Here is a 24,228-nt window from a genome sequence, read left to right on the forward strand (position 1 = left end):
TATACGCCGCTTGACCTTGGCTACCACCCGCTCGGGGTCGACCTGGGATTCATTGACCAGGCTCGAATACGAAGCTGGCGATGGGACCGGTGTATCGGCGTACAACCGCGAACGGTTGTACGCTCTACGGAGTCACCTTCTCTGCCCAAGAAAAAGCCCGGCATCTGCCGGGCTTTTTCTTGGGGTCGCGGGAGAGCACTCAGTTCTCCTTGCAGGCCACGCCATCGGCGGGCTCACCGCCCTTCCAGTCCTTGTACAGGGTGGCGTCCTGGCCCTTGGTCCACCACACGTACTGGCCGGCGGCGTACTTGGCACCGGAGGCGGAGATGACGTTGGTGAACACCAGGGTCGAGGCGTCGGTCACCGGCACCACAGCCAGGCTGTTGTCGCCCTTGTTCAGGTACTGGACGCCAAACTTGCGGCCGTCCTCGCACTTGTACGAGACGCTGCGCGAATCCAGCTTGGCGTCGCCAGGCAGGACCAGCGCGTCGACCTGGGGCGCCTTTTTCTCTTCGCCGCCGCAGGCAACGAGCAGGACCGGCACGGCGGCCGCGAGCAGCCAAAGTGCGTTTTTCATGAGTATCCCTCTGACGAAAAATGGCCCGGTCACTCTAGGAAAGGTCGGACCGCGCGGTCAATCGCGCGCGGTCCGTGCCCAACCGGGGATCGGGTCAACGCGTCACTCGGCGAGCACCGCGCCGCGCTCGCCACGCAGCGCCGGCTGGCGCTTGAGGCGATAGCAGCCGTACATCACCAGCAGCCATACCGGGATCGCGTAGACCGACACCTGGATGCCCGGGGTGAGCAGCATGACGCCGAGGATGAACACCACGAAGCCCAGGCACAGCCAGTTGGCCGCCGGATACGCCACGGCGCGGAAGGCGGTGCGCTTGCCCTCGGCATCCATGCGTGCGCGGAATTTCAGGTGCGCCAGGCTGATCATCGCCCAGTTGATCACCAGCGCGGCGACCACCAGGGACATCAGCAGCTCCAGGGCACGGGCCGGGATCAGGTAGTTCACCAGCACGGCGAAGAAGGTCACCGCCGCCGAGACCAGCAGCGAACGCACCGGCACGCCGCGCGCATCCACCTTGGCCAGCGCGCGCGGGGCATCGCCCTGCTCGGCCAGCCCTACCAGCATGCGGCCGTTGCAGTAGGTGCCACTGTTGTAAACCGACAGCGCGGCGGTCAGCACCACGAAGTTGAGGACGTGGGCGGCGGTGCTGCTGCCGATCATCGAGAAGATCTGCACGAAGGGGCTGCCGCTGTAGGCGTCGCCGGAGGCATTGAGGGTCTGCAGCAGGCTGTCCCAGGGAGTCAGCGAGAGCAGTACGGTGAGCGCGCCGATGTAGAAGATCAGGATGCGGTAGATCACCTGGTTGATCGCCTTGGGGATCACCGTCTTCGGCCGGTCGGCCTCGGCGGCGGTGAAGCCGAGCATCTCCAGGCCACCGAAGGAGAACATGATGATCGCCATGGCCATCACCAGCCCGCTGATGCCGTTGGGGAAGAAGCCGCCGTGGCTCCACAGGTTGCTCACCGCCGCCTGCTCGCCGCCCGAGCCGCTGGCCAGCAGGTAGCAGCCCAGGACGATCATGCCGACGATAGCGGCGACCTTGATGATGGCGAACCAGAACTCCGCCTCGCCGAAGGCCTTCACGTTGAACAGGTTGATGGCGTTGACCGCCACGAAGAACAGCGCGGCAGTGGCCCAGGTCGGTACGTCCGGCCACCAGTAGTGGATGTACTTGCCCACTGCTGTGAGTTCCGACATGCCCACCAGGATGTACAGCACCCAGCAGTTCCAGCCCGAGAGGAAACCGGCGAACCCGCCCCAGTACTTGTGCGCGAAGTGGCTGAAGGAGCCGGCGACGGGCTCCTCGACGATCATCTCGCCGAGCTGGCGCATGATCAGGAAGGCGATGAAGCCGGCGATGGCGTAGCCGAGGATCATCGACGGACCGGCGGACTTGAGCACCCCGGCCGAGCCGAGGAACAGCCCGGTACCGATGGCGCCGCCGAGGGCGATCAGCTGGATATGGCGATTCTTCAGGCCGCGCTGGAGCTGGCCTGCGTGTTGAGTTTCACGCGTCATGCGTCACCTGTTGTTTTTATCTGTGACGTGAATCGGCCGCCCGGCTCGTGGCTGGGCGGTGCGGGCAAGGCAAGGCTAAAGAGCGGTGGAACGAGGGGATTACTGGGCGTCCGGCTGCACCTCCGGGGCGGCCTGCTGGAAGGCTTCGAGGGTCTCGCAGCGCGCGGCGATGGCGAGCAGGCGCGGGCAGCCGGAGAGGTCGCAGTCGAAGCGCCGGGCGTTGTACAGCTGGGGAATCAGGCAGGCCTCGAAGTACCCGGGGCGCTCGCCGAGGGACAGTGGGCCGGGCAGCACGTCCAATCCGGCCTCCACTGCGCGCAGGCCGGTCTCGACCCAATGGCGAATCCAGGCATTCTTCGCCTCGTCCGCCACACCCAGCGGGCCGCTGAGGTACTGCAGCACGCGCAGGTTGTTCAGCGGGTGGATGTCGCAGGCGATGTGCAGGGACAGCGCGCGGACCTGGGCGCGTTGCAGCGCATCGCGCGGCAGCAGGCTCGGTTGCGGGTGCGTTTCCTCGAGGTATTCGAGGATGGCCAGGGACTGGGCGATGCGCGCCTCGCCGTCCACCAGCAGCGGCACCAGTTCCTGCGGGTTGAGCGCCTTGTAGTCGGCGGCGTGCTGCTGGCCGCCGTCCTTCACCAGGTGCACCGGCACCTGGCGGTAGGCCAGGCCCTTGAGACCGAGGGCGATACGCACCCGGTAGGCGGCGCTGGAACGCCAGTAGGAATAAAGGGTCAGCATGACGGCTCTCCGGCGCCGACCGCGAAACGCGGCCGGCGCGAGTGACGGTTACTTGGTCTCGGAGATCACGCCACGGCGAATCTGGTCTTCCTCGATGGATTCGAACAGGGCCTTGAAGTTGCCCTCGCCGAAGCCCTGGTTGCCCTTGCGCTGGATGATCTCGAAGAAGATCGGACCGATCACCGTATTGGTGAAGATCTGCAGCAGGATGCCGTCATCGCCGGGTGCGCCGTCGATCAGGATGTTCAGATCGCGCAGGTCCTTCAGCGACTCACCGTGGCCGGGGACGCGGGTGTCGACCTTCTCGTAATAGGTGTCCGGGGTGGTCATGAAGTCCACGCCGTTGGCGCGCAGCTTGCGCACGGTTTCGTAGATGTCGTTGGTGGACAGGGCGATGTGCTGGATGCCTTCGCCATGGTACTCGCGGATGAATTCCTCGATCTGCGACTTGTCGTCCGCCGACTCGTTGATCGGGATGCGGATCTTGCCGCAGGGCGCGGTCATGGCGCGCGACAGCAGGCCGGTGAGCTTGCCTTCGATATCGAAGTAGCGGATCTCGCGGAAGTTGGCGATGCGCTCGTAGAAGCCGGACCAGACGTCCATCTGGCCACGCTTGACGTTGTGGGTCAGGTGGTCGATTGCCAGGAGGCCGACGGCGTTGTCGTTGGCGGTGCGGCCTTCGATGAACTCGAAGTCGACGTCATAGATGCTGTGACTGCCATAGCGGTCCACGAGGTACAGCAGCGAACCGCCGATACCTTCGACGCAGGGGATGTTCAGCTCGCCGAAGTTGGCGTGGCTGCCCACCAGCTTGGCGCCCTGGGACTCGACGTAGGCGGCGGCCTGGGCGGCGTTCTTCACCCGGAAGGCCATGGCGCAGGCGCTCGGGCCGTGCTTCTTGGCGAACTCGTGGACATGGCCGGTGGGGCTGCCGTTGAGCACGATGTTGATGTCGTTCTGCTGGAACAGGAAGACTTCCTTGGAACGGTGCTTGGCGGTCTCGGTGAAGCCCATGCCGGTGAACAGCTGGCGCAGTTGCTCGATGCCCTGGGCATCGGGGGCGGTGAATTCGACGAACTCGAAGCCGTCGGTACCGATGGGATTGTGCTGCTCGATCTTGGACACGGCGTTCATCCGGCCTCCTCATTGTCGTTATCGGCTGTACGGCGCGGGGCCGCCCAGGCGTCTGGAATGCCTTCATCTCAACCGTCCGCGGCGCTCTGGACAAGCCATCCCGGCGCCGCACCGCTCGGCCCGCCCCTGGTTGCGCGGCAAGAAATCCTTACGCCGGGCAAAGCCCCCTGCGGCGGGCTGCCGCACCGTAAAGAATTCGTTACAAGGCGGTGCGCCAGCGTGCCACCGCGTGCGGCCCGGCTCGCCAGCGGGCGCGGCCAGCGGCTACCATGCGGCGCATCTCCACCGCCGAATCCCGCCATGGCCCGCGCCGCTCCCCCTGACTTCGACGCCACCAACGCGTCCCTTCGCGCCCTGGCCCGCAGCTACCCGCGCGGCCTGCACATCGAACCGCACTCCCACGACTGGGGGCAGGTGCTCTACGCGATGTCCGGGGTGATGTGGGTAGAGACCCCGCAGGAAGCGCTGCTGGTGCCGCCCAACCGCGCCGTCTGGCTGCCGCCGCAAGTGCCCCACGGCATCCGGGTGGTCAGCGAACTGCAAATGCGCAATATCTACCTGCGCCCTGGCACCGCCGACTCGCTGGGCGAACAGGTGCAGGCGTTCGAGGTCGGTGGCCTGCTGCGCGAGCTGATCGTGCACTTGGTGGAGCATGAGCGCGAACCGGACACCGACTACTACCAGGCGCTGTCGCAACTGGCCGTGCTGGAGCTGCAGCGCGCCCGCAGCCTGCTGCTGCGCGTGCCGCTGCCGGACGATTCCGACCGTCGCCTGCTCAATCTCTGCCATGCAGTGATGGCCGAGCCATCCCAGGTAATCCCCTTCGAACAGCACGCCGCCGACGCCGGCGCCAGCGTGCGCACCCTCGCCCGCCTGTTCCAGCGCAGCCTGGGCATGGGCTTCGCCCAGTGGCGCCGGCAGGTGCAGTTGGCCACTGCCGTGGCACAGTTGAGCGAGGGCGTCCAGGTGAACCAGATCGCCCATGGCCTGGGCTACCAGCCGGGGAGCTTCAGCGAGATGTTCCGGCGAGAGTTGGGGATGGCGCCGTCGGAGTATTGCGCCAGGTAGCGCACCGTTCTTCGTAGGAGCGGAGCTTCTCCGCGATTCGCCGGCCGGGCGGGTACTGAGCGGGTTCGCGAGCGAGGACTGGGCATTCCCGACGGTCCAACAGATCGCGCATTGCTGCGGAGGTAATCCTGCGACAACGGATTCCTCCGCGATGGATTTCGCGGACAAGGTCCGCTCCTACGAAAAGCAGCGTCGCCCAGCACGGCCGTCCAATCCCCCACCACACATCTGTCCGATATTCCGAAGCCGATGACCGGCACCAGCCGATCCCGCGCCCTAGACTTCACTCATCCCCCTTCAACCGCCGAGCCTCGCGCGGAGGACACCATGAGCTACCTGATTTCCCTGGCCATCGGCCTCGCCGTCGGCCTGGCCTACCACTTTCTCGATTTCCGTTCGCCAGCCCCACCGCTCGTGGCGCTGGTCGGCCTGCTGGGCATGCAGATCGGCGAGAACGCCCTGCCGCTGCTCAACCGCTGGCTGCACTGACTAAACCTTCCTCTCACTGTTACGGACCCGTGCCATGAAAGCCCTGCAATTCGACCGTACCGGCGACCTCGCCGCCCTGAGCTTCACCGAACTGCCCGACCCGGTGCCCGCCGCCGACGAGGTACTGGTGGAAGTCCACGCCGCCGGCCTCAATCCCAGCGACGTGAAGAACGTATTGGGCCGCTTCCCCTACACCACCCTGCCGCGCGTGCCGGGCCGCGACTTCGCCGGCACCGTGGTGAAGGGCCCGGTCGAGCTGCTCGGCAAGTCCGTCTGGGGCACCGGCAAGGGCCTGGGCTTCACCCGCAACGGCAGCCACGCGCAGTTGATGAGCGTGCCAGCCGGCGGCGTGGCGCTGATGCCCGAGCGCATGAGCTTCGCCCAGGCCGCCAGTTGCGGCGTGCCCTACACCACCGCCTGGGACGCGTTGGAGCGCAGCCAGGTGGGCGCCGGCACGCGCCTGCTGGTGATCGGTTCCGGCGCCGTTGGCGCGGCGGCCATCGCCCTGGCCAAGGCCCGCGGCGCCGAGGTGCTGGGCGCGGTGCGCCGTGCCGAATCGCAGGCGGAGCTGCAGGCGCAAGGTGTCCGGAGCATCCTGCTGGGCTCCGCGGACGCGCTGGCCGCGCAGGTGGAAGAGCACTACTCCGGTGGCGCCGAGGTGATCTTCGATACCACCGGTTTCTGGCTGCCCGCCGCCGTCGCCGCACTGGCCACCTTCGGCCGCATCGCCATCATCGCCGCACCGGTGGACGGGCACGTCCATCTGCCGGCCCTGGCGCTGTACCGTCGCGGCGGCACCGTGGTTGGGGTCAACTCGCTGCTCTACGGCCCGGAGGCCTGCGCCAGGATGTTGCGCGAGTTCGGCCAATGGTTCGACGACGGCAAGCTGCCGCTGCCCGGCGGCCTGCGCGAGGTGCCGCTGAGCGAGGGGGTGCAGCGCTATCGGGAAATCAACGAGGGGAGCAGCGAGAAGATCATTCTGGTGCCTTGAGTGGTCTGGCGCGGCAGTGCAAGAGTCCCCTCACCCCAGCCATCTGACCGTCCGCAGGGGCTGCTGAGGCCCGCGCAATCCTGATAATTCGCTCGTGGCTTTCGTTCGGCAGGTTCCGGCGGGCACGTGAGGTGACCCCGCGCGCCGATCAGCCCCCTCTCCCTCCGGGAGAGGGTTGGGGTGAGGGCAAAGCCCCTGTGCCGATCCATCCCACTGCCAGCCCCTCTGATCCGGCCCGCCAAAGCCCGGCAATCCTCAAGGCAGCCAGTCCCGGCAGGCATATCCGATGGTTCGATCCGGCACCATTCTGGAAGTCGACAGCCTAGAAGCGCCAGCTAGATCGACGCCAATAGAGCCGGGGAAATGCCGCGAAAGCCTTCCCCGCCCAACCTACCCCGCCGCCTGTATCGACCGCCGCCGCGAGCCGCTGTGCACCTGCTCCAGCGCCATGCAATGGTCGAGGAACATGCGCATGTAGCCGTAGCTCTTGCAGATCGCCTCGCGCAGGGCCAGACAGCGCGGCACCGAGAGTTGCGGGCCGTAGAGGGTGCAGATGATATCCAGCGCCTCCCACGGATGATCGTCATCGTAGCGGGCGTGAATCCTAAGCCAGCGCATGGCGTCCTTGCGGCAGCCCGCCGGAAGGGTGCGCTCGTAGGTGTCGGTGGAGCACACCAGTGCCGACCACTCGCCGGTAACGCCTTCGATGGCGTAGTTGGTGGCCGCCATGGCCAGCGCCAGCTCGTCGCTGGAGCAGGTGTGCCAGCACCAGTGGCTGAGAGCGTGCAGTTCGCCCGGCACCAGTTGGGCCTTGAGCTCGGCCAGGGTCACGCCGTAGCTCTCGGCCCAGCGCAGCCAGTAGTCGGCGTGGTTGAGTTCGACGCGGATGTTGCGCATCAGCCAGCGCCGCGCCATGTCCTCGCCAGGACTGCGGCCGAAGCGGGTCTTGAGCAGGTTCTGCGACATGTACAGGGGGAACTGCTCCACCACCGGCCAGCCGCCTATGAGGAAGGCGCGCAGGGTCTGGCGACTGAGCTGGCCGTCACGCAGGCGGGCGTAGAAGGGATGGCCGACCACCGCCAGGCGACTGCTCTCGCAGTCCTGCACCAGGCGCTGGGCCCAGAGGGGGTAACTGGAAAGCTCCTTGAGCGGCCCACTACGAACAAAGGTCTCGTTCATCCAAGGCTCCGTTGCCGGTCAATCCATGCAAGCACCGGTAAAACTGGCCTCAGATTAGCCCTCCGCGCACCCGTCGTCACCGTCCGGAGGTTGTGTTCGCCCCAGCGGTCGCCATTTCCGCCTCGCGCAGGAAGCTGCGGTTGAATGGTTGCGGCCGGGCCAGGCCATAGCCCTGAGCATAGTCGACGCCGATTTCCCGCAGGACTTCGAGGATTTCCAGCGATTCGACGAACTCCGCCACCGTGCGCTTGCCCATGACGTGGCCGATCTGGTTGATCACCTGGACCATGGCCCGGTCGATGGGGTCGTCGAGCATGTCCTTGATGAAGCTGCCGTCGATCTTCAGGTAGTCCACCGGCAGGTGCTTGAGGTAGACGAAGGAGGACATTCCGGCACAGAAGTCGTCGAGGGAGAAGCGGTAGCCCAGGGCCTTGAGCTCCTGGATGAAGCGCGTCGCGTTGACCAGGTTGGCGATCGCGCTGGTTTCGGTGACCTCGAAGCAGATGCTCGCCGGGACGATGCCGTAGCGCGGCTGCAGGTCACGCAGGAAATCGAGGAAGGTGTCGTCGCCGATGGTCGCCCCGGACAGGTTGATGGCGCAGGTATGGATCGGCTCGTAATCGCCTTCCAGCGCGCGGGCGGCCAGGGTCTTGAAGGCGTTCTCGACCACCCAGCGGTCGATGTCCGGCATCAGCCCGTAGCGTTCGGCGGCGGGGATGAAGTTGATCGGCGCCACCAGCCGGCCGCACTCGTCGTTCAGGCGCAGGAGCAGCTCGACGTGGGCGCCCTCCTCCGCGTGCGGGTCGACCGGGAAGATCGGCTGCGCGTAGAGACAGAAGCGCTCCTCGTCCAGCGCCAGGCGGATGCGCTGGACCCACGCCATCTCGCCCACGCGGGTAGACAGCTCGGTATCGTCGGGGCGGAACACCTGGGCCCGGTTGCGGCCCTTCTCCTTGGCCATGTAGCAGGCCATGTCGGCACAGCGCAGCGCCTCCTCCACGGACACCAGCATCGACGACACATGCACCACGCCGATGCTGACGGTGATGTTGAAGGGCCGGGTTTCCCAGATGAAATGCAGCCCCTGGACGGTCAGGCGGATGCGCTCGCCGATCTGCTCGGCCATCTCCGGCGGGCAGTTCTCCAGCAGGATGCCGAACTCGTCGCCGCCCAGCCGCGCCAGGGTGTCGCCATCGCGCAGGCACTGCTGCAGGACCGAGCACACCTGGCGCAGCAGCTCATCGCCGGCGGCGTGGCCGCAGGTGTCGTTGACCAGCTTGAACTGGTCCAGGTCCAGGTACATCAGTGCGTGACGCTCATCCAGATGCACCGAGCTCTCCATCGCCTGCTTCAGGCGGAATTCGAACTCGCGGCGGTTGGTCAGGCCGGTCAGCGCATCGTGGGTCGCCTGCCACGACAGGCTGGCCATGTACTGGCGCTCGCGGGTCATGTCGTGCATCACCAGCACCACGCCGACCACCCGCCCGTCGGCGTGGATCGGCGTGCCCACCAGCGTCACCGCCACGCGGGTGCCATCCAGGCGCTGGATCAGCTTGCTAGACTCGCTGCCGCCATCCACCTCGCCACGCAGGATCTGCCCCACCAGCGGCAGGCCCTCCTCCTCGTTGGCCTCGTCGAATACCCGCAGCAGCGAACGCAGCGGAAGGCCGACCGCCATGGCGCTGTCCCAGCCGATCAGGCGCTCGGCGGCCGGGTTGAAGTAGGCGATGCACTCCTGGGCATCGAGGGTCACCACGCCGTCGCCGATCGCCGCCAGGGTGGTCTGGGCCCGCTCCTTCTCGGTGTCCAGCGCGCTTTCGTAGACCCGCTGCTGGCGCACCAGCTTGAGGGTGCGCCAGATTGCCAGGAGGATCAGCGCCAGCCCCGCCAGGCAGTTGACCACCAGCAGCACCCACATCAGCATCCGCGAACCCTTGCCCAGGGCGGCGGAGAAGGCCATCGCCGCAGGCGTCACGCCATCGTTGATGCCCTGGATGCGGCTGTTCCAGTAACTCAGGTCGCCGGGGTTGACGGTGCCGGCGCGGATGCTGCCGTGCATCTCGTCGGCCACTTGCAGGAGCTGGTCCAGGTAGGCGTCACCGACGATCCAGCGTTTCACCGCCTCGTCGAAGAAGCTGTATTCGTGGAAGTAGCGATACAGCCAGATCAGGCTGTTGACGTCATCCGGGTGATTGCCGCCCTCCAGCGCGCCGCGCCGCGCCTGCTCGATATCCGGCGGGTCCTGGTCGAGGGCCGCGCGGAAAGTGCGGTCGCCCAGCGGAATGGCGATGGCGGCCTGGTAGCGGCGGTAGTCTTCCGGGTCGCGGGTCTGGCCATAGCGCTGCAGGTAGTGGATGGCATCCTTCTGCCCCTTCGACCAGAGGCTTTCGCCCCCCACGTAGGCCCGCACGCCGGAAAGAATGTACAGGCTGCCGGCGGCAATCAGCGCCTGCAGCAGTACCACGGCCATGAACGGCCATATCAGCCGCAGTAGCCGGGTTCTTCGACGGTTCGGCACAAGCCCCAAGGCATCCATAATGTACTTCGACTTCCTTCTTCTTATCCCTGGCAAGCCATACCGGGCGGTTCTGGCTCGCGCCGCCGAAGGGAATTTCTGTGTTACCTACCTTTTACTCATAGTCGATCACGGAAAATCCTCAAACCGCATCGCAGGGCCCTTGGTCGGCTGACGAAGCACAGGTTGGGCCAAATGCAGATGGCACGATGTCATTTTCTGCCCACCACCGCCATTCGTCGGGAGACCCGCGCCCGACCAACGGCCTGCCACGGCGCTCCTTCCCGGTGCCTTGCGCGAATAGCGGCGATGAGCCATACATCAGCCAATCGTGCAGTCTGCAAGCCCGGAGAGACCCCATGCAGCGTCGGGATATGGAGGAGCTTTACGACCAGCTGGTGGGGCTTTCCTATGAATGCGTGCTCGACGAGAGCGCCTGGCTGCCCTTGCTCTCCGGCCTGATCGACGCCACCGGCCGCCAGCAGGGCGCCCTGCTGTTCTGGGACCAGACCCAGGACGGCGCCCTGGCCAGCGAGATCAACCTCTGTGATCCCGGCGCCATCGAGCTGTACAACCGCGACTATTGCAACATCGACCCGTCCAAGGGCTTCATGCTCCACCGCCCCGTCGGCAACTGGTACCACGACCTGGAGGAGTACGGCCCGGAGCGCATTCGCCGCGACCCCTACTACCAGGAATTCCAGCTGCCCAACGACATGCTCAACGTGTCGTGCCTGAAGCTCAACGAACAGTCCAGTGCCGGCATCTACCTGTCGGTGCTGACCAGTGTCGGCGCGCGCTATCCCACCTCGGACGAGCAGGCCCTGCTGAATCGCCTGAGCCAGCACCTGATTCGCGCGGCGCGGATGTTCGAGCGAATCGGCGACATGCGTGAGGAGCTGGCCAAACGCGACCTGCTGCTGGACCAGCACCCCACGCCGCTCTGGCTGCTCGATGGCGACACGCGGGTGCTCTACGCCAACCTGGCCGCACAGCGACAACTGGGGCAGGCCAAAGTGCCGTTCTACGAAGTCTTCGGTCGCCTGCACTGCCGCCAGCATAATGCCCGCCTGCAAGCGCTGGTGCGCTACGCCGCGCCGCGCCAGGGCAAGGGAAAAGCGGGTTGGCTGCCGCTGAGCGATGGCAGCGCGCTGGAGCTGCTGGTCACCCCGGTGCCGGCCGAGGCCGGCTTCAACCAGAACTTCCAGCGCCCACTGGCCCTGCTCGCCCTGCTCGACCCGCAGCGCCAGAGCCGCCTGCTCAGCGAACTGTTCGGCCTCACCCCGGCCGAGCAGCGCCTGGGCGACCTCCTGGTGCGCGGGTTGTCACCGGAGCAATGCGGCGAACACCTGGGTACCTCCATCAATACCGTGCGCAGCCAGCTGCGCGCGCTGTTCCGCAAGACCCACACCAGCCGCCAGGCCGAACTGGTCAGCCTGCTGGTGCGCGTTGGGCAGCGCTGATCCGGCGAGTTCATCATTCATTCAGATGATGGACTGAGGCCCCGAGCCCTCTAAGGTGGTGACTGGAGCACCGGCCCGGAAGGGGCCGGCCACGCAATCGGCATCCCAGGTGGACGGCAATGGACAATCGGACCCAGCAAAATCCGGCATCGATCGCACAGGCCATCGAAGAACTCGAACAGCAACTGCGCCGTATCAAGGACAGCAACACCGAACTGCTGGCGCTGGCCATCGGCCAGTCGACGCCCATGGCGCAGTCCCGGGTGCTGCCCTTTCCCCGCCGGCGGGAGCGGCCGATGGGTGAAGGCTCCGGCAATGCCGTGCTCATGGACTATCTCTACGGCATCGACAGCGCCCTGCCCTCGCTGCTGCCCGACGGCCCCACCGACGAGCTGTTCCGCTACGCCAGCTCCGCGCCAGCGGCGCGCGCCCTGCGCTCGCGCCGCCAGTTGCTGGCACGGGAGATCGACCGTACCTGCGAGCAGCTCGGCGGCCAGGCGCGCATTCTCTGCGTAGGCTGCGGCCACCTGCGCGAGGCCGACCTTTCAAGGGCCCTGCGCGACGGGTACTTCCGCGAGTTCGTCGCCCTCGACCCTCAGCTACAGACGCTGCAGACCGTGGAATCCTGCTACGCCTCGAAGGGCGTACGGGCGGTGCAATGCGGCCTCGACGAGCTGCTCTACAGCCGGACCGACCTGCGTCATTTCGATCTGATCTACTGTGGCGGGATCTATGAAGTCCTCAACGACCAGGACGCCCATGACCTCACCCGCAACCTGTTCGCCCGCCTGCTGCCGGGCGGACGCCTGCTACTGAGCAACTTCCTGCCGGACATCCCGGACATCGCCTACCTGGAAGGGCTGCTGGACTGGGAGCCGCACTACCGCAGCGACGCCGAGCTGATCGACCTGCTGCGCGGGATCGCCTACAACGACATCAGCCATACCCGGGTCTTCCACGACCTGGGCAACTGCGTGAGCTTCCTGGAAGTCACCCGCTACGGCTGATCAGTGCTGCTGCAAATGGCCGTACAGACGGGCATAGAGCCCGCCTTCGGCGATCAGTTGCTGATGGTCGCCGTCCTCGGCGATGCGCCCGCCATCGAACACCAGCACCCGGTCGGCCTGCTTAACCGCTGACAGGCGGTGGGCGATGATCAGCGTGGTGCGACCGTCGAGGAAACGCCCCAGCGCCTGGTGCAGGGCGTACTCGGTGGCCGCGTCCAGCGCCGAGGTGGCCTCGTCGAGGATCACCACCTTGGGTTCGGCCAGCACCATGCGGGCGATGGCCAGGCGCTGCCGCTGGCCGCCGGAGAGGCGCACGCCGGAGCGGCCCACCACGCTGTCCAGCCCCTGCGGCAGGCTGCGGATGGAGTCCGCCAGCTGCGCCACTTCCAGAGCGCGCCAGCAGGCTTCGTCGCTGCGCTCGCGGCCCATGGTCAGGTTGGCGCGCACCGTGTCGTTGAACAACGCGGGATGCTGCAGCACCACCGCCACGTGCTCGCGTACACAGTCGAGGCCGATCTCCTCCAGCGCCACGCCGCCGTAGCGGATGCTGCCGGATTGCGGCTGGTAGAGACCGAGCAGCAACTGCACCAGAGTGCTCTTGCCGCCACCGCTGGCACCGACGATGGCGACTTTCTCGCCCGCAGCGATGTCCAGATCCATGCCATCGAGCACCCGCTCGTCGCGATAGGCGAAGCTCAGGTCGCGCACCTGGATGCCGACGTTGTCCTGCCCGACGAAGGGATCGCGGCGGTGCGGGTACTGCGGCTCGTCCGCGCGGGCCAGCAGCTCGTTGATGCGGCTCAGCGCGCCACCGGCGGCGTAGAAGGCGTACTGCAGGCTCAGCAGCTGTTCCACCGGGCCGATCATGAACCAGAGGTAGCTGAACACCGCCAGCATCTGGCCGATGGACAGGTCGGAGAACAGCACGGTGAGCATCGCCGCGGCGCGGAACAGGTCGATGCCGAACTGGAACAGCAACCCACTGGCGCGCCCGGCCGCATCGCTCTTCCACTGCGAGGCCACGGCATAGTCCCGCACCTCGCGGGCACGCACGCCGAGGCGGCCGAGGAAGAAGCCCTGGCGGTTGCCGGCGCGTACTTCCTGGATCGCTTCGAGGGTTTCGGTCAGCGCCTGGGTGAAGCGCGAGGTGCTGTCGTTCTCCAGCTTCTTCAGGTGCTTGACGCGCTTGCCCAGCTGCACCGTGGCGAAGATCACCAGCGGGTTGAACAGCAGGATCAGCAGTGCCAGCTTCCAGTGCATCCAGATCAGGATGGCGGCGGTGCCGCAGAGAGTCAGCAGCGCCACCAGGAAGCGGCTCAGGGTGTCGCCGACGAACTTGTCGAGGGTGTCCAGATCGGTCACCAGGTGCGCACTGACCGAGCCGCCGCCGAGGGTTTCGTACTCGCTCAGGGCGATACGCTTCAGGCGTTCGATCAGGCGCAGGCGGATGCGGTACACCACGTCCTTGGACAGCCGTGCGAACAGGCGCGCCTGCAGCACGTTGAAGACCAGCGCGCAGCTGCGCAGCACCAGGGTCGCCAGCAGCATCAGGCCGATGTAGCCGGCCGGCTTGTGCCAGGCCTGGGGCAGCCACTGGTTCATAACCCGCAGCGCGGCGTCGCCCTTGCCCAGCAGCACTTCGTCCACCAGCAGCGGCAGCAGCAACGGGATGGGCACGCTGCAGGCGGTGGCCAGCACGGCGACGAGGTTGGCGAGAAGCAGGGCCTTGCGGTGACGGAAAGCGAGCCGGCGAATCTCCGCCCAGCTCAGGCGGTCAGCGGACAGCTCAGGCATGCCGCCCGCGCTCCAGCCAGCGCTCCAGCAATGGCGCGAGTTCGCTCAGAGGCTGGTAGCCGTTGGTCAGCAGGGCCAGCTGGCCATCGCGCTCGGCCAGCAACGTAGGGAAGCCGGCGATGCCCAGGTCACGGGCCCAGGAGAAGTCGGCCAGGGTCGCCAGGTGATTGTCCTGGCTGTCGAAGGCCTCGGCGAACTCGATGCGCGGCAGGCCCACGCGCTCGGCCAGCTCGGTGAGCACGCTGGCCTGGGTGACGTCGCGACCTTCGGCGTAGAAGGCCCGCTGGATCTCGCCGACCAGCGCCCAGGCGCAGTCGTCGTCGAGGCGACGGGCGGTGACCACCGCCCGGCAGGCCGGCTCGGTGTCGTAGACGAAGCCTTCGGGCAGCGCGCCCTCGAAGCGGAACGGCTGGCCGGTGGCGTCATGCACTGCCTGCCAGTGTTCGAGGATGTAGCGCTTGGTGGCCGGCTCCAGGGCCGCGCCCTGGCCGGTGCGCAACCCGCCCATCACCAGCGCCAGCGGCACGCCGGCGGCGCGCGCCTGCTCCACCAGCTTCCCGGCCACCGGGGCGAAGCCCCAGCACCAGGAGCACATCGGGTCCATCACGTAGAGCAGGCGGCTGGTCATGGATCAGTTCTCCGCGCGGGGATCACGGCCAATGGGATGCGGCTGGTTGCGCTCGCGCGCCAGTTCGATCTGCTTCTGCCGCTCGCGGGCGCTGGCACGGGTCTTCTCCGGCAGCGAATCCCAGCAGTGCGGGCAGCTGATGCCCGGCGCGTAGTGCTCGGAGGCACGGTCCTCGACCGAGATCGGGTTGCGGCAGGCATGGCACTGATCGTAGTCGCCTTCGGTGAGGTCGTGGCGCACGGTCACGCGGTTGTCGAAGACGAAGCAGTCGCCGCGCCACAAGGTCTCGGCCTCGGGCACCTCTTCCAGGTACTTGAGGATGCCGCCCTTGAGGTGGAACACCTCTTCGAAGCCTTCGCTGAGCATGTAGCTCGACGCCTTCTCGCAGCGGATGCCGCCGGTGCAGAACATGGCGACCTTCTTGTGCCTGGCCGGGTCGTAATGCTCGCGGATGTAGTCGGGGAATTCGCGGAACGACTTGGTTTTCGGGTCGATGGCACCCTCGAAGGTGCCGATGGCCACTTCGTAGTCGTTGCGGGTGTCGATCAGCAGCACTTCCGGATCGGAAATCAGCGCGTTCCAGTCCTTGGGTTCGACGTAGGTGCCGACCTTCGAATTCGGGTCCACGCCCGGCACGCCGAGGGTGACGATTTCCTTCTTCAGCTTGACCTTGGTGCGGTAGAAGGGTTGTTCGCCGCAGTAGGACTCCTTGTGGTCCACATCCGCAAGGCGCGGGTCATTGCGCAGCCAGGCCAGCAGGCCGTCGATGCCGGCACGGGTGCCGGAGACGGTGCCGTTGATGCCCTCTTCGGCGAGCAGCAGGGTGCCCTTCACGCCATTGTCCAGCAGGGTCTGCAGCAGGGGTTCGCGCAGCGCGACGTAGTCGGGCAGGGAGACGAACTTGTACAGCGCCGCGACGACGATTCGATCGGTGGTCATGCATCACTCCAGTGGTCGCCCGCGTAAAGGGCGGACCGGGTCTTTGAATTACAGCAGCTGAAAATGACAGCGCCGGCAGAAGCCGGCGCTGGGTATCGCATTCTACCGGAGCGGGACGAAGCCCGCATCCTGCCGCCTATCAGCGCGGCGCGCGGTCAATGCAGGTCATGCTTGCTGCCGCCACGGCAGGTCGGCGAGTCCGGCGCCTGTCCCTGCTGCGCCCACTCCTCGGGGGTGTAGGTATGCAGGGCCAGGGCGTGGAACTGCCCCATCAGGTCGCCGAGGGTGGCGTAGACCTTCTGGTGCCGCTTCACCGCGTTCAGCCCGGCGAACACCGGGCTGACGATCACGGCCTTGTAGTGCGTTTCCTGCCCGCGGCTGTGCATGTGGCTCTCGTCGTGTACCTCCAGGTGCTGTGGTTCGAGGGCGCCCAGGGCGGATTGGATACGGTCACGCATGCTCATGTCGGGTCTCGCTGGCAATCAGGCTGTCAATGCAGGTCGGGATGATCAGGGCTTCTTGGCCGGAGCGGCCGGGGCTTTCACGCCCAGTTCCTTGTCCATGTCGGCCATCAGCTTGTTCACCGGCTCCACGGCGGTCTGCAGCCTGGCCTGGGTCAGCTGGGCGGATTCGGCGGTCAGGCGCGGCATCTTCTCCAGCATCTTGCGGCCCACGGGCGAGGCGTAGAAGTCGTTGATCTGCTTGAGCTCGGATTCGCTGAAGTTGCTGGTGTAGAGCTTGACCAGTTCAGGCTTGAGCTTGTCCCAGCCTACCGCGCGGTCGAGTTCGGCATTGGCCTTGGCCTGGTAACGCTCCAGCACCGGCTTCTTGCTCTCGGGCGCCTTGGACTCGGCGAAACGCTGGGCGAGCATCTGCTGGACCTGCGCATAGACCGGCACGGTGAGCTTGTCGGCGTGAACCTGCTTGAGGAATTTCTCCGCCTCGGTGTTGGCGTCGGCCAGGGCGACAGAGCTGAAGCCCACCAGTAGAGCTGCGGTGCAGAGAGTACGAAGAGCGGTCATTGGGCGGTCCTTGAGTCTGAAGGTATGTCCCGGTGGGACCCGCCATTCTGCGCCTAAGTTCGGAAAGTGCTCAAGAGACCGCCGAACTGCACGGAAATGGCCCGCATCTCTTGTCGACCTTTCGGCAAACCGGCATGCTGCGTCCCGTTGCCACATGGATGTGTCCAATGAATACCTTCACCTACGTGCCGCCCTACGCGAATTCCCCTCCCCTGTGCGACCCGCGCGGCCGCCTGAACGACGCCGCCATCGGCTGGTCGAGCCGGCCGCAGACGGTCTGCAACCTGCCGGGCAACCCCGGACGCCGCAAACGCTGGAATCACTGGTGCATCAACGCACCGGGCTGGATGCTCTCGCTGACCATCGCCGACCTCGATTACCTGGGCTACGGCGCCATCTACTTCCTCGACCTGGAAACCGGTCGCTCGGTGCACCGCACCCAGATCACGCCGCTGGGCAGCGGCTGCGACCTGCCCGACGTGCCCAACCAGAGCCACAGTTTCCAGCATGGCGACCTGTGCCTGAACTTCGTCGAACAGCCCGGCCAGCTGCGCATCACCGCCAGCGCCCCCGACCTCGGCGGCCAGCCGCTGGACCTGGCGCTGGAGGTCAAGCGTCCCGCACACCTGGAGTCGGTCAACCTGGTTGTGCCCATGGCCGGCCAGTGCTTCCACGCCTGCAGCCGACAGATGGGCCTGCCGGTGCGCGGCAGCCTGCAGCTGGGCCAGAGCGTCTATCGGTGCAGCGCCGGCGAAAGCTTCGCCGCCCTGGACTTCGGCCGTGGCGTGTGGCCCTTCCGCACCCACTGGACCCGCGCCGCCTTCGCCGGACCCGGCGGTATCGCCGGCAATTTTGGCAGCGGCTGGACCGATCACACCCCGCTCAAGGAAAACGCCCTGTGGTTCGGCGGCGAGTTGCAGCGCCTGGAGCACGAGGTCGAGATCCACCAGGCGCCCCATGATCCCCTGGCGCCGTGGCACCTGCGCAGCCCCTGCGAACGGGTCGACCTCACCTTCACACCACGCAAGCTGCACCGTGCCTGCCCGCGCCTGGGGCCGCTGTTCGCCGAGACCAGCCAGTGGTTCGGCCACTTCGACGGCTCCCTGCGCAGCCTCGACGGCGAGCACGTTCCGGTACGCGAAGCCCTCGGCTGGGTCGGCGCCACCCGGGCACGCTGGTGAGATCGCTCTATCACGGTCATTGAGCCGACGCGGAACCCGGAGCGCCGACAACGGCCTAAACTGCCCGAGTCATTCCAGGAGGAACGCATCATGAGCCGCACCGAAACCGACAGCCTCGGCCCCATCGAAGTCCCCGACGATGCCTATTGGGGCGCGCAGACCCAGCGTTCGCTGGAAAACTTCGCCATCGGCGGGCAGCGCATGCCGCTGGCCGTGGTGCATGCCCTGGCGCTGGTGAAGAAGGCCGCGGCCCGTGTGAATGCGCAACTGGGCGAACTGCCGGAGAACATCACCAGCCTGATCGAAGAAGCCGCCGACGAAGTCCTCGCCGGTGAGCACGACGATCAGTTCCCGCTGGTGGTCTGGCAGACCGGCAGCGGCACCCAGAGCAACATGAACGTCAACGAGGTGATCGCCGGGCGCGCCAACGAGATCGCCGGCAACGGCCGTGGCGGCAAGAAGCCGGTGCACCCCAACGACCACGTGAACCGCGCACAGAGCTCCAACGACAGCTTCCCCACCGCCATGCACCTCGCCGCCGCGCGCGCCGTGCATGACGACCTGCTGCCGGCCATCGCCGAGCTGCGCGGCGGCCTGGCCCAGCAGGCCGCGCGCCATGCCGACCTGGTGAAGACCGGCCGCACCCACCTGATGGACGCAACGCCGGTCACCTTCGGCCAGGAGCTGTCCGCCTTCGTCGCCCAGCTCGACTACGCCGACCGCGCCATCCGCGCGGCCCTGCCTGCCGTCTACGAGCTGGCCCAGGGCGGCACCGCCGTCGGCACCGGGCTGAATGCGCCGAAGGAGTTCGCCGACGCCATCGCCGCTGAGCTGGCCGACCTCACCGGCCTGCCCTTCGTCTCCGCGCCGAACAAGTTCGCCGCCCTGGCCGGCCACGAGCCGCTGGTGATCCTCTCCGGCGCCCTGAAGGCCCTGGCCACCGCCCTGATGAAGATTGCCAACGACCTGCGCCTGCTCGGCTCCGGCCCACGCGCGGGCTTCGCCGAGGTGAAGCTGCCGGCCAACGAGCCGGGCTCCTCGATCATGCCCGGCAAGGTCAATCCGACCCAGTGCGAGGCCCTGTCGATGCTCGCCTGCCAGGTGTTCGGCAACGACGCGACCGTCACCTTCGCCGCCAGCCAGGGCCACCTGCAGCTGAACGTGTTCAAGCCGGTGATCATCCATAACCTGCTCGAATCGGTGCGCCTGCTCGCCGATGGCTGCCGCAACTTCAACAGCCACTGCGTGGCCGGCATGGAGCCGGACGCGGCGAAGATGCGCGAACATCTGGAGCGCGGCCTGATGCTGGTCACCGCGCTGAACCCGCATATCGGCTACGACAAGGCCGCCGAGATCGCCAAGAAGGCCTACGCCGAGGGCAAGACCCTGCGCGAAGCGGCCCTGGAGCTGGGTTACCTGACAGACGCCGAGTTCGACCAGTGGGTACGCCCGGAAACCATGCTGGAGGCAGGACAGAATGGTTGATGCAGCCAAGCATGGCGCCACCCCCATCGAGGGCGACGGCAAGCGCGTGCTGCTGGTGCTCGGCTCGCCCAAGCCCGGCGGCTTCTGCCATGCGGTGGCGGAAGCCTACGCCCAGGGCGCCCGCGCCAAGGGCCATGTGGTGCACACCCTGAAGCTCGGCGAGCTGAACTTCGATCCGGTGCTGCGCGGCGGCTACGAGCAGAGCCAGGCCCTCGAGCCGGACGTGCTCGAGGCGCAACGGCAGATCCACTGGGCGCAGCACCTGGCGTTCATCTATCCGGTCTGGTGGGGCGGCCTGCCGGCGCTGCTGCAGGGCTTCTTCGACCGCGTGCTGCAACCGGGCTTCGCCTTCCGCTACCGCTCGGCCGAATCCCGCGAGTTCGAACCGCTCTTGGGCGGGCGCAGCGCCGACCTGCTGGTCAGCCATGACCAGACCCACTGGCACTACCGCCTGCGCCAGGGCGCCCCGGCGCATCGCCAGATGACCCGCTGCATCCTCGCGCCCTGCGGTATCGAGCTTCACCATCTGGAAGAGTTCAGTCCGGTGCGAGGCTCCAGCGAGGAGCAGCGCCAGACCTGGCTGCGCCGGGCGGAGCAGTTGGGTACGCAGGTCTGACAGACCTGCTGGAGCGGAGCGAGCCTGCTCGCGAACAGATTCGACCGACGGCACCGGTATTGGATGGTTCGCGAGCGAGGACCGGGCACCCGCCTCGATCCCAGGAAACACAGTCCCCTCCCCTCGGGCCTCAATGAAAGAGGCCGCCCAATGGGCGGCCCTTGCTCAGGTATCCGCGAGGCGCTGGCGGCGGGCCCGGTAGCTGCGCAGCAGCGAGGGCGCCAGGGCGGTCAATGCCGAGCCGCTCACCACCAGCAGCGCGCCGACGTAAGCCAGGCCGTTGAGGTTTTCCGGGTACACGTAGTCGGGCCACAGCGAAGCGGCCAGCGCCACCGAGGCGAAGGTCACCAGCGGGGTGATCGCCAGGGTCGCGCTGACCCGCGAAGCCTCCCAGTGCGCCAGCGCCTCGGCGAAGGCACCGTAGGCCACCAGGGTGTTCAGGCAGCAGGCCAGCAGCAGCCAGCCCTGCAGCGGCGACAGGTCCAGCGCCTCCAGCGGATGCGCCCAGGGGGTGAGCAGCGCGCCGCAGCCCAGGTAGATCACCATCATCACCTGTACCGAGGTCCATTGGGTCAGCAGCTGCTTTTGTGCGAGACCATAGAAGGTCCAGATAAAGGCGGCGAAAACCACGATCAGCACACCGGTGGTGTATTCGCCGAGCGAGCCGAACAGTTCCGCCAGACGCTGGTTGAAGAACAGCCCGAAGCCTGCGATCAGCACCGCGAGCCCCAGGCCCTGGCCGAGGCTGAAGCTTTCCTTGAACACCAGCAGGCTGCCCAGCAGCAGGAGGATCGGCGCGATCTGGATCACCAGTTGCGTGGTGCCGGGCGTGAGCATGCGCAAGCCGATCAGGTAGCAGACGTAGTTGCCGGTCAGGCCGAGGATGGCGACCAGCACCAGCCCCTTGCCGCGCGTGCCCAGCGGCGCGAAGCGCGGCAACTGGCGGGTGAAGCCCAGGTAGACGAGCAGCAGACCGCCGGAGACCACCAGGCGAAACCAGGTCACGGTGACCGGGTCCATGGTCTTCAGGACTTCCTTGAGCTTGATCGGCAGGATGCCCCAGAGCACGGCGGTGATCAGGGCGAGAAACAGGCCGAATTGCCAGCGGCCGGAAGAAACGTGCATGGGAGCCTCGACGCGTGTGCGGTTCGCCATGCTAAGTCATGGCGGTATCACGCCATAGGAACAGTTGCGACACGCAACTGTTCCGGTCGCTCGGCGGCAACGCCGCGTCGCTCCCAATCAAGGCACTAGATCAGACCGGCCAGGCGCAGCAGCCACCAGATCAGGATCAGCAACTGGACGAAGAACGCGGCGAAGCGAATCCACACGGCCAGCGCCGAGGTGCTGATCAGGTGCACCACCGATTGCACGATGCGCGCGCCCAGCAGGGTCGGGGCCAACGGATCGGTCACCAGCGTCGCGCCGCTGACCATGGCGTAGAGCAGGACGGCGGCGTACAGCGGCACGTTCTCCACGCAGTTGGCGTGGGCCCGCACCAGCCGCTGGCCGAAGGCGCCGGGCGTGTTGCTGCCGTCGGCGGCGAAGACGTTGACCTTCATGCGGCCGGACATCACCAGCAGGCCACGCTGGTTGACCAGCAGCAGGACCAGCAGCACGGTCCAGGCGACCAGGCCGAGCAGGGTGAAGGCGGAGGGACTCAGGGACATGCGGGACTCCTTTTTCTTGTTGGTTTGAGAGGAGTCTAAGGGAAATAGAGTAATTGCTCTATCCGACACAAAGGTGGGAGGTTTTCGTAGGATGGGTGGAGCATGCGATGCCCGTCGGCCTCACCCACAGCATGGGTATCGCTCCGCTCCACCCATCCTGCAAAAGCCATGTGCGCGACCCGACACGCGCCTGCACAAAAGAAAACGGGCAGCCCGTCGCCGGACTGCCCGCCCTCCTCCATCACCGCACTTACAGCTTGGCGATGGAAACCTCGGTGGATTTGACGAAGGCGATCACTTCGCTACCGATGGCCAGTTCCAGCTCGCGCACGGAACGGGTGGTGATCACCGAGGTGACGATGCCGGCAGCGGTCTGCACGTCGATCTCCGACAGGACCGGGCCTTCGATGATTTCCTTGATGGTGCCTTTGAACTGGTTGCGGACGTTGATGGCTTTGATGGTCATGGCAATGCTCCTTGGGGGAATGTCGTGATACGGATGAACGTTGGATCAAAGCGCCCAGCGCAATTGCGTGGGCAATGGGGATACGGGTTCCGGCTCGGGCGGCTGCGCCGGCAGCGACAGCACGCGTTCGAGCACTTCGGCCTCCAGCGCGGCCAGGCGTGCCGAACCACGGGCGCGCGGCCGGTGCAGTTCGACATTGAGGTCCAGGCCGATCTCGCCGTCCTCGATGAGAATCACCCGGTCGGCGATGGCCACGGCCTCGCTGACGTCGTGGGTGACCAGCAGCACGGTGAAGCCATACTGCTGCCAGAGGCGCTCGATCAGTTGCTGCATCTCGATGCGGGTCAGGGCATCCAGCGCGCCCAGCGGTTCGTCGAGCAGCAGCAGGCGTGGACGGTGGATCAGGGCGCGGGCCAGGGCCACGCGCTGCTTCTGGCCACCGGACAAGCCGGCCGGCCACTCGTTGGCGCGATCGGCCAGGCCGACCGCCTCCAGCGCTTCCAGTGCCTGGCCACGCCAGTCGCCCTTAAGGCCCAGGCCGACGTTGTCGATCACCCGTTTCCAGGGCAGCAGGCGCGAATCCTGGAACATCAGGCGGGTGCCATCGCGGGCGCTCTCCAGCGGTGCCGCGCCGGCCAGCAACTGGCCTTCGCTGGCGTTGTCGAGCCCGGCCAGCAGGCGCAGCAAGGTGCTCTTGCCGCAACCGCTACGACCGACGATGGCGACGAACTGGCCGGCGGGGATGCGCAGGTCGATGCCCTTGAGCACCTCCCGCTCACCGAAGCGCTTGACCACGCCTTCCACCACCAGCGGGATGCCTTTCTTGAGTTGCTGGGGCAGCTGCTTTTGAGACAGAGAATTCACGGCGTTCATGCCGCACCTCCCTTGCTCTGGTATGCCGGGTGCCAGCGCAGCCAGACGCGTTCCAGGCCTCGGGCGGCGAGGTCGGCCAGCTTGCCGAGCACCGCATAGAGAAGGATCGCCAGCACCACCACGTCGGTCTGCAGGAATTCGCGGGCGTTCATTGCCAGGTAGCCGATACCGGAGCTGGCGGAGATGGTCTCGGCAACGATCAGGGTCAGCCACATGAAGCCCAGGGCGAAGCGCACGCCGACCAGGATCGAAGGCAGCGCGCCGGGCAGGATCACCTGGCGGAACAGCGCGAAACCGGACAGGCCGTAGCTGCGCGACATCTCCAGCAGGCCCGGATCGATGTTGCGGATGCCGTGGTAGGTGTTGAGGTAGATCGGGAACAGGGTGCCGAGGGCGACCAGGAAGATCTTCGCCGACTCGTCGATGCCGAACCACAGAATCACCAGCGGGATCAGCGCCAGGTGCGGCACGTTGCGGATCATCTGCACCGAGCTGTCGAGGAAGCGCTCGCCCCACTTCGACAGGCCGGTGATCAGTCCCAGCGCCAGGCCGATGCTGCCACCGATGAGGAAGCCGACGGCGGCGCGCCAGGTGCTGATCGCCAGGTGCTGCCAAAGCTCGCCACTGACCACCAGGTGGTAGCCGGCCTCGGCCACGGCGCTGGGCGCCGGCAGGATGCGGCTGGACAGCCAGCCGGTTTCCACGGCCAGTTGCCAGATCAGCACCAGGCCCACCGGCAGGGCCCAGGGCGCAAGGCGCTGGGCGAGGTTGTTGGAAATGCTCATCTCATCACTCCGGATTCGTCGTAGGACGCATGAAGCGGGAAGGCTTCATCCGCCGTTCGGGATCCACGGCGGATAACGCTGCGCGCT

23 protein-coding genes and 1 pseudogene are annotated in these 24,228 nt (G+C 66.7%); 8 read left to right on the plus strand and 16 right to left on the minus strand.

The genetic code is table 11. The annotated features are described in order from the left end of the window. Nucleotides 1-199: 199 nt before the first annotated feature. The 4 genes from ACAW63_RS25120 to hppD all read right to left on the minus strand — a co-directional run bounded on the left by ACAW63_RS25120 (nt 200) and on the right by hppD (nt 3,970). A complete protein-coding gene (locus tag ACAW63_RS25120; protein ID WP_371230011.1) occupies nt 200-577 on the minus strand; it encodes an MliC family protein in 378 nt (125 codons plus the stop codon). Between the two features lie 102 nt (nt 578-679). Beyond that, nucleotides 680-2,095, minus strand: a complete 1,416-nt coding sequence (locus ACAW63_RS25125; RefSeq protein WP_371230013.1) for an amino acid permease — start codon at nt 2,093-2,095, stop codon at nt 680-682. Nucleotides 2,096-2,194: 99 nt separating this feature from the next. Continuing rightward, a complete protein-coding gene (maiA, locus tag ACAW63_RS25130) occupies nt 2,195-2,836 on the minus strand; it encodes a maleylacetoacetate isomerase (protein WP_371230015.1) in 642 nt (213 codons plus the stop codon). A 48-nt stretch (nt 2,837-2,884) separates the two neighbouring features. Continuing rightward, nucleotides 2,885-3,970 (minus strand): 4-hydroxyphenylpyruvate dioxygenase, encoded by a 1,086-nt coding sequence (gene hppD / locus ACAW63_RS25135; RefSeq protein ID WP_371230017.1) that lies wholly within the window; start codon nt 3,968-3,970, stop codon nt 2,885-2,887. A gap of 300 nt (nt 3,971-4,270) precedes the next feature. Here hppD and ACAW63_RS25140 point away from each other — a divergent pair, with 300 nt between their 5' ends. The 3 genes from ACAW63_RS25140 (at nt 4,271) to ACAW63_RS25150 (ending at nt 6,518) form a co-directional block, all read left to right on the plus strand. Further along, complete coding sequence (locus ACAW63_RS25140; protein ID WP_371230018.1) at nt 4,271-5,038, plus strand: helix-turn-helix transcriptional regulator; 768 nt, start codon at nt 4,271-4,273, stop codon at nt 5,036-5,038. A gap of 327 nt (nt 5,039-5,365) precedes the next feature. Then, nucleotides 5,366-5,527, plus strand: a complete 162-nt coding sequence (locus ACAW63_RS25145; protein WP_015476413.1) for a DUF1427 family protein — start codon at nt 5,366-5,368, stop codon at nt 5,525-5,527. Nucleotides 5,528-5,561: 34 nt separating this feature from the next. After that, a complete protein-coding gene (locus tag ACAW63_RS25150; protein WP_371230019.1) occupies nt 5,562-6,518 on the plus strand; it encodes a zinc-binding alcohol dehydrogenase family protein in 957 nt (318 codons plus the stop codon). 390 nt (nt 6,519-6,908) lie between these two features. On the opposite strand, the gene ACAW63_RS25155 is transcribed toward ACAW63_RS25150, so the two are convergent. Next, nucleotides 6,909-7,697 carry a TenA family transcriptional regulator gene (locus ACAW63_RS25155; RefSeq protein ID WP_371230020.1) on the minus strand — a complete coding sequence of 263 codons (789 nt, stop codon included), beginning with the start codon at nt 7,695-7,697 and terminating at the stop codon, nt 6,909-6,911. A 76-nt stretch (nt 7,698-7,773) separates the two neighbouring features. Then, a complete protein-coding gene (locus ACAW63_RS25160) occupies nt 7,774-10,167 on the minus strand; it encodes an EAL domain-containing protein (RefSeq protein ID WP_371230021.1) in 2,394 nt (797 codons plus the stop codon). A 404-nt stretch (nt 10,168-10,571) separates the two neighbouring features. Here ACAW63_RS25160 and ACAW63_RS25165 point away from each other — a divergent pair, with 404 nt between their 5' ends. Together ACAW63_RS25165 and ACAW63_RS25170 are read left to right on the plus strand one after the other, a co-directional pair. After that, nucleotides 10,572-11,675 carry a helix-turn-helix transcriptional regulator gene (locus ACAW63_RS25165; protein ID WP_371230022.1) on the plus strand — a complete coding sequence of 368 codons (1,104 nt, stop codon included), beginning with the start codon at nt 10,572-10,574 and terminating at the stop codon, nt 11,673-11,675. Between the two features lie 119 nt (nt 11,676-11,794). Further along, entirely contained in the window at nt 11,795-12,682 is an 888-nt protein-coding gene (locus ACAW63_RS25170) for a class I SAM-dependent methyltransferase (RefSeq protein WP_371230023.1), read from the plus strand. On the opposite strand, the gene ACAW63_RS25175 is transcribed toward ACAW63_RS25170, so the two are convergent. The 5 genes and pseudogenes from ACAW63_RS25175 to ACAW63_RS25195 form a co-directional block, all read right to left on the minus strand. After that, nucleotides 12,683-14,476 (minus strand): ABC transporter ATP-binding protein, encoded by a 1,794-nt coding sequence (locus ACAW63_RS25175; RefSeq protein WP_371230024.1) that lies wholly within the window; start codon nt 14,474-14,476, stop codon nt 12,683-12,685. It lies immediately after the preceding gene. After that, nucleotides 14,469-15,104, minus strand: a complete 636-nt coding sequence (locus ACAW63_RS25180; RefSeq protein ID WP_371230025.1) for a DsbA family protein — start codon at nt 15,102-15,104, stop codon at nt 14,469-14,471. The genes ACAW63_RS25175 and ACAW63_RS25180 overlap by 8 nt, the downstream gene beginning before the upstream one ends. Nucleotides 15,105-15,107: 3 nt before the next feature. Next, entirely contained in the window at nt 15,108-16,043 is a 936-nt protein-coding gene (locus ACAW63_RS25185; protein ID WP_371230026.1) for a rhodanese-related sulfurtransferase, read from the minus strand. A gap of 155 nt (nt 16,044-16,198) precedes the next feature. Further along, on the minus strand, nt 16,199-16,507 hold the full coding sequence (locus ACAW63_RS25190; protein ID WP_371230027.1) for a BolA family protein: 309 nt from the start codon (nt 16,505-16,507) through the stop codon (nt 16,199-16,201). Nucleotides 16,508-16,552: 45 nt separating this feature from the next. Continuing rightward, nucleotides 16,553-17,111, minus strand: a pseudogene (locus tag ACAW63_RS25195) (DUF2059 domain-containing protein). 121 nt (nt 17,112-17,232) lie between these two features. Here ACAW63_RS25195 and ACAW63_RS25200 point away from each other — a divergent pair. From ACAW63_RS25200 to ACAW63_RS25210, 3 genes are all read left to right on the plus strand, one after another. Then, on the plus strand, nt 17,233-18,246 hold the full coding sequence (locus ACAW63_RS25200) for a DUF2804 domain-containing protein (protein ID WP_371230028.1): 1,014 nt from the start codon (nt 17,233-17,235) through the stop codon (nt 18,244-18,246). Between the two features lie 90 nt (nt 18,247-18,336). After that, nucleotides 18,337-19,731: a class II fumarate hydratase gene (locus ACAW63_RS25205; protein ID WP_371230029.1), complete on the plus strand. Its 1,395-nt coding sequence runs from the start codon at nt 18,337-18,339 to the stop codon at nt 19,729-19,731. Next, nucleotides 19,724-20,347, plus strand: a complete 624-nt coding sequence (locus ACAW63_RS25210; protein ID WP_371230030.1) for an NAD(P)H-dependent oxidoreductase — start codon at nt 19,724-19,726, stop codon at nt 20,345-20,347. Before ACAW63_RS25205 ends, ACAW63_RS25210 begins: the two co-directional genes overlap by 8 nt. 165 nt (nt 20,348-20,512) lie before the next feature. Here ACAW63_RS25210 and ACAW63_RS25215 read toward each other — a convergent pair whose 3' ends face one another. The 5 genes from ACAW63_RS25215 to ssuC all read right to left on the minus strand — a co-directional run bounded on the left by ACAW63_RS25215 (nt 20,513) and on the right by ssuC (nt 24,141). Continuing rightward, entirely contained in the window at nt 20,513-21,472 is a 960-nt protein-coding gene (locus tag ACAW63_RS25215) for a DMT family transporter (RefSeq protein WP_371230031.1), read from the minus strand. A 125-nt stretch (nt 21,473-21,597) separates the two neighbouring features. After that, nucleotides 21,598-22,017, minus strand: coding sequence for an MAPEG family protein (locus ACAW63_RS25220; protein ID WP_371230032.1), 420 nt, complete (start codon nt 22,015-22,017; stop codon nt 21,598-21,600). Nucleotides 22,018-22,267: 250 nt separating this feature from the next. Further along, complete coding sequence (locus tag ACAW63_RS25225) at nt 22,268-22,483, minus strand: molybdopterin-binding protein (protein ID WP_275608115.1); 216 nt, start codon at nt 22,481-22,483, stop codon at nt 22,268-22,270. Between the two features lie 45 nt (nt 22,484-22,528). Further along, nucleotides 22,529-23,356: an aliphatic sulfonates ABC transporter ATP-binding protein gene (gene ssuB, locus ACAW63_RS25230; protein ID WP_371230033.1), complete on the minus strand. Its 828-nt coding sequence runs from the start codon at nt 23,354-23,356 to the stop codon at nt 22,529-22,531. Then, a complete protein-coding gene (gene ssuC / locus ACAW63_RS25235) occupies nt 23,353-24,141 on the minus strand; it encodes an aliphatic sulfonate ABC transporter permease SsuC (protein ID WP_371230034.1) in 789 nt (262 codons plus the stop codon). The genes ssuB and ssuC overlap by 4 nt, the downstream gene beginning before the upstream one ends. Nucleotides 24,142-24,228 lie beyond the last annotated feature (87 nt).

It is taken from the genome of Pseudomonas sp. QE6 (assembly GCF_041379005.1).
Lineage (GTDB): Bacteria > Pseudomonadota > Gammaproteobacteria > Pseudomonadales > Pseudomonadaceae > Pseudomonas.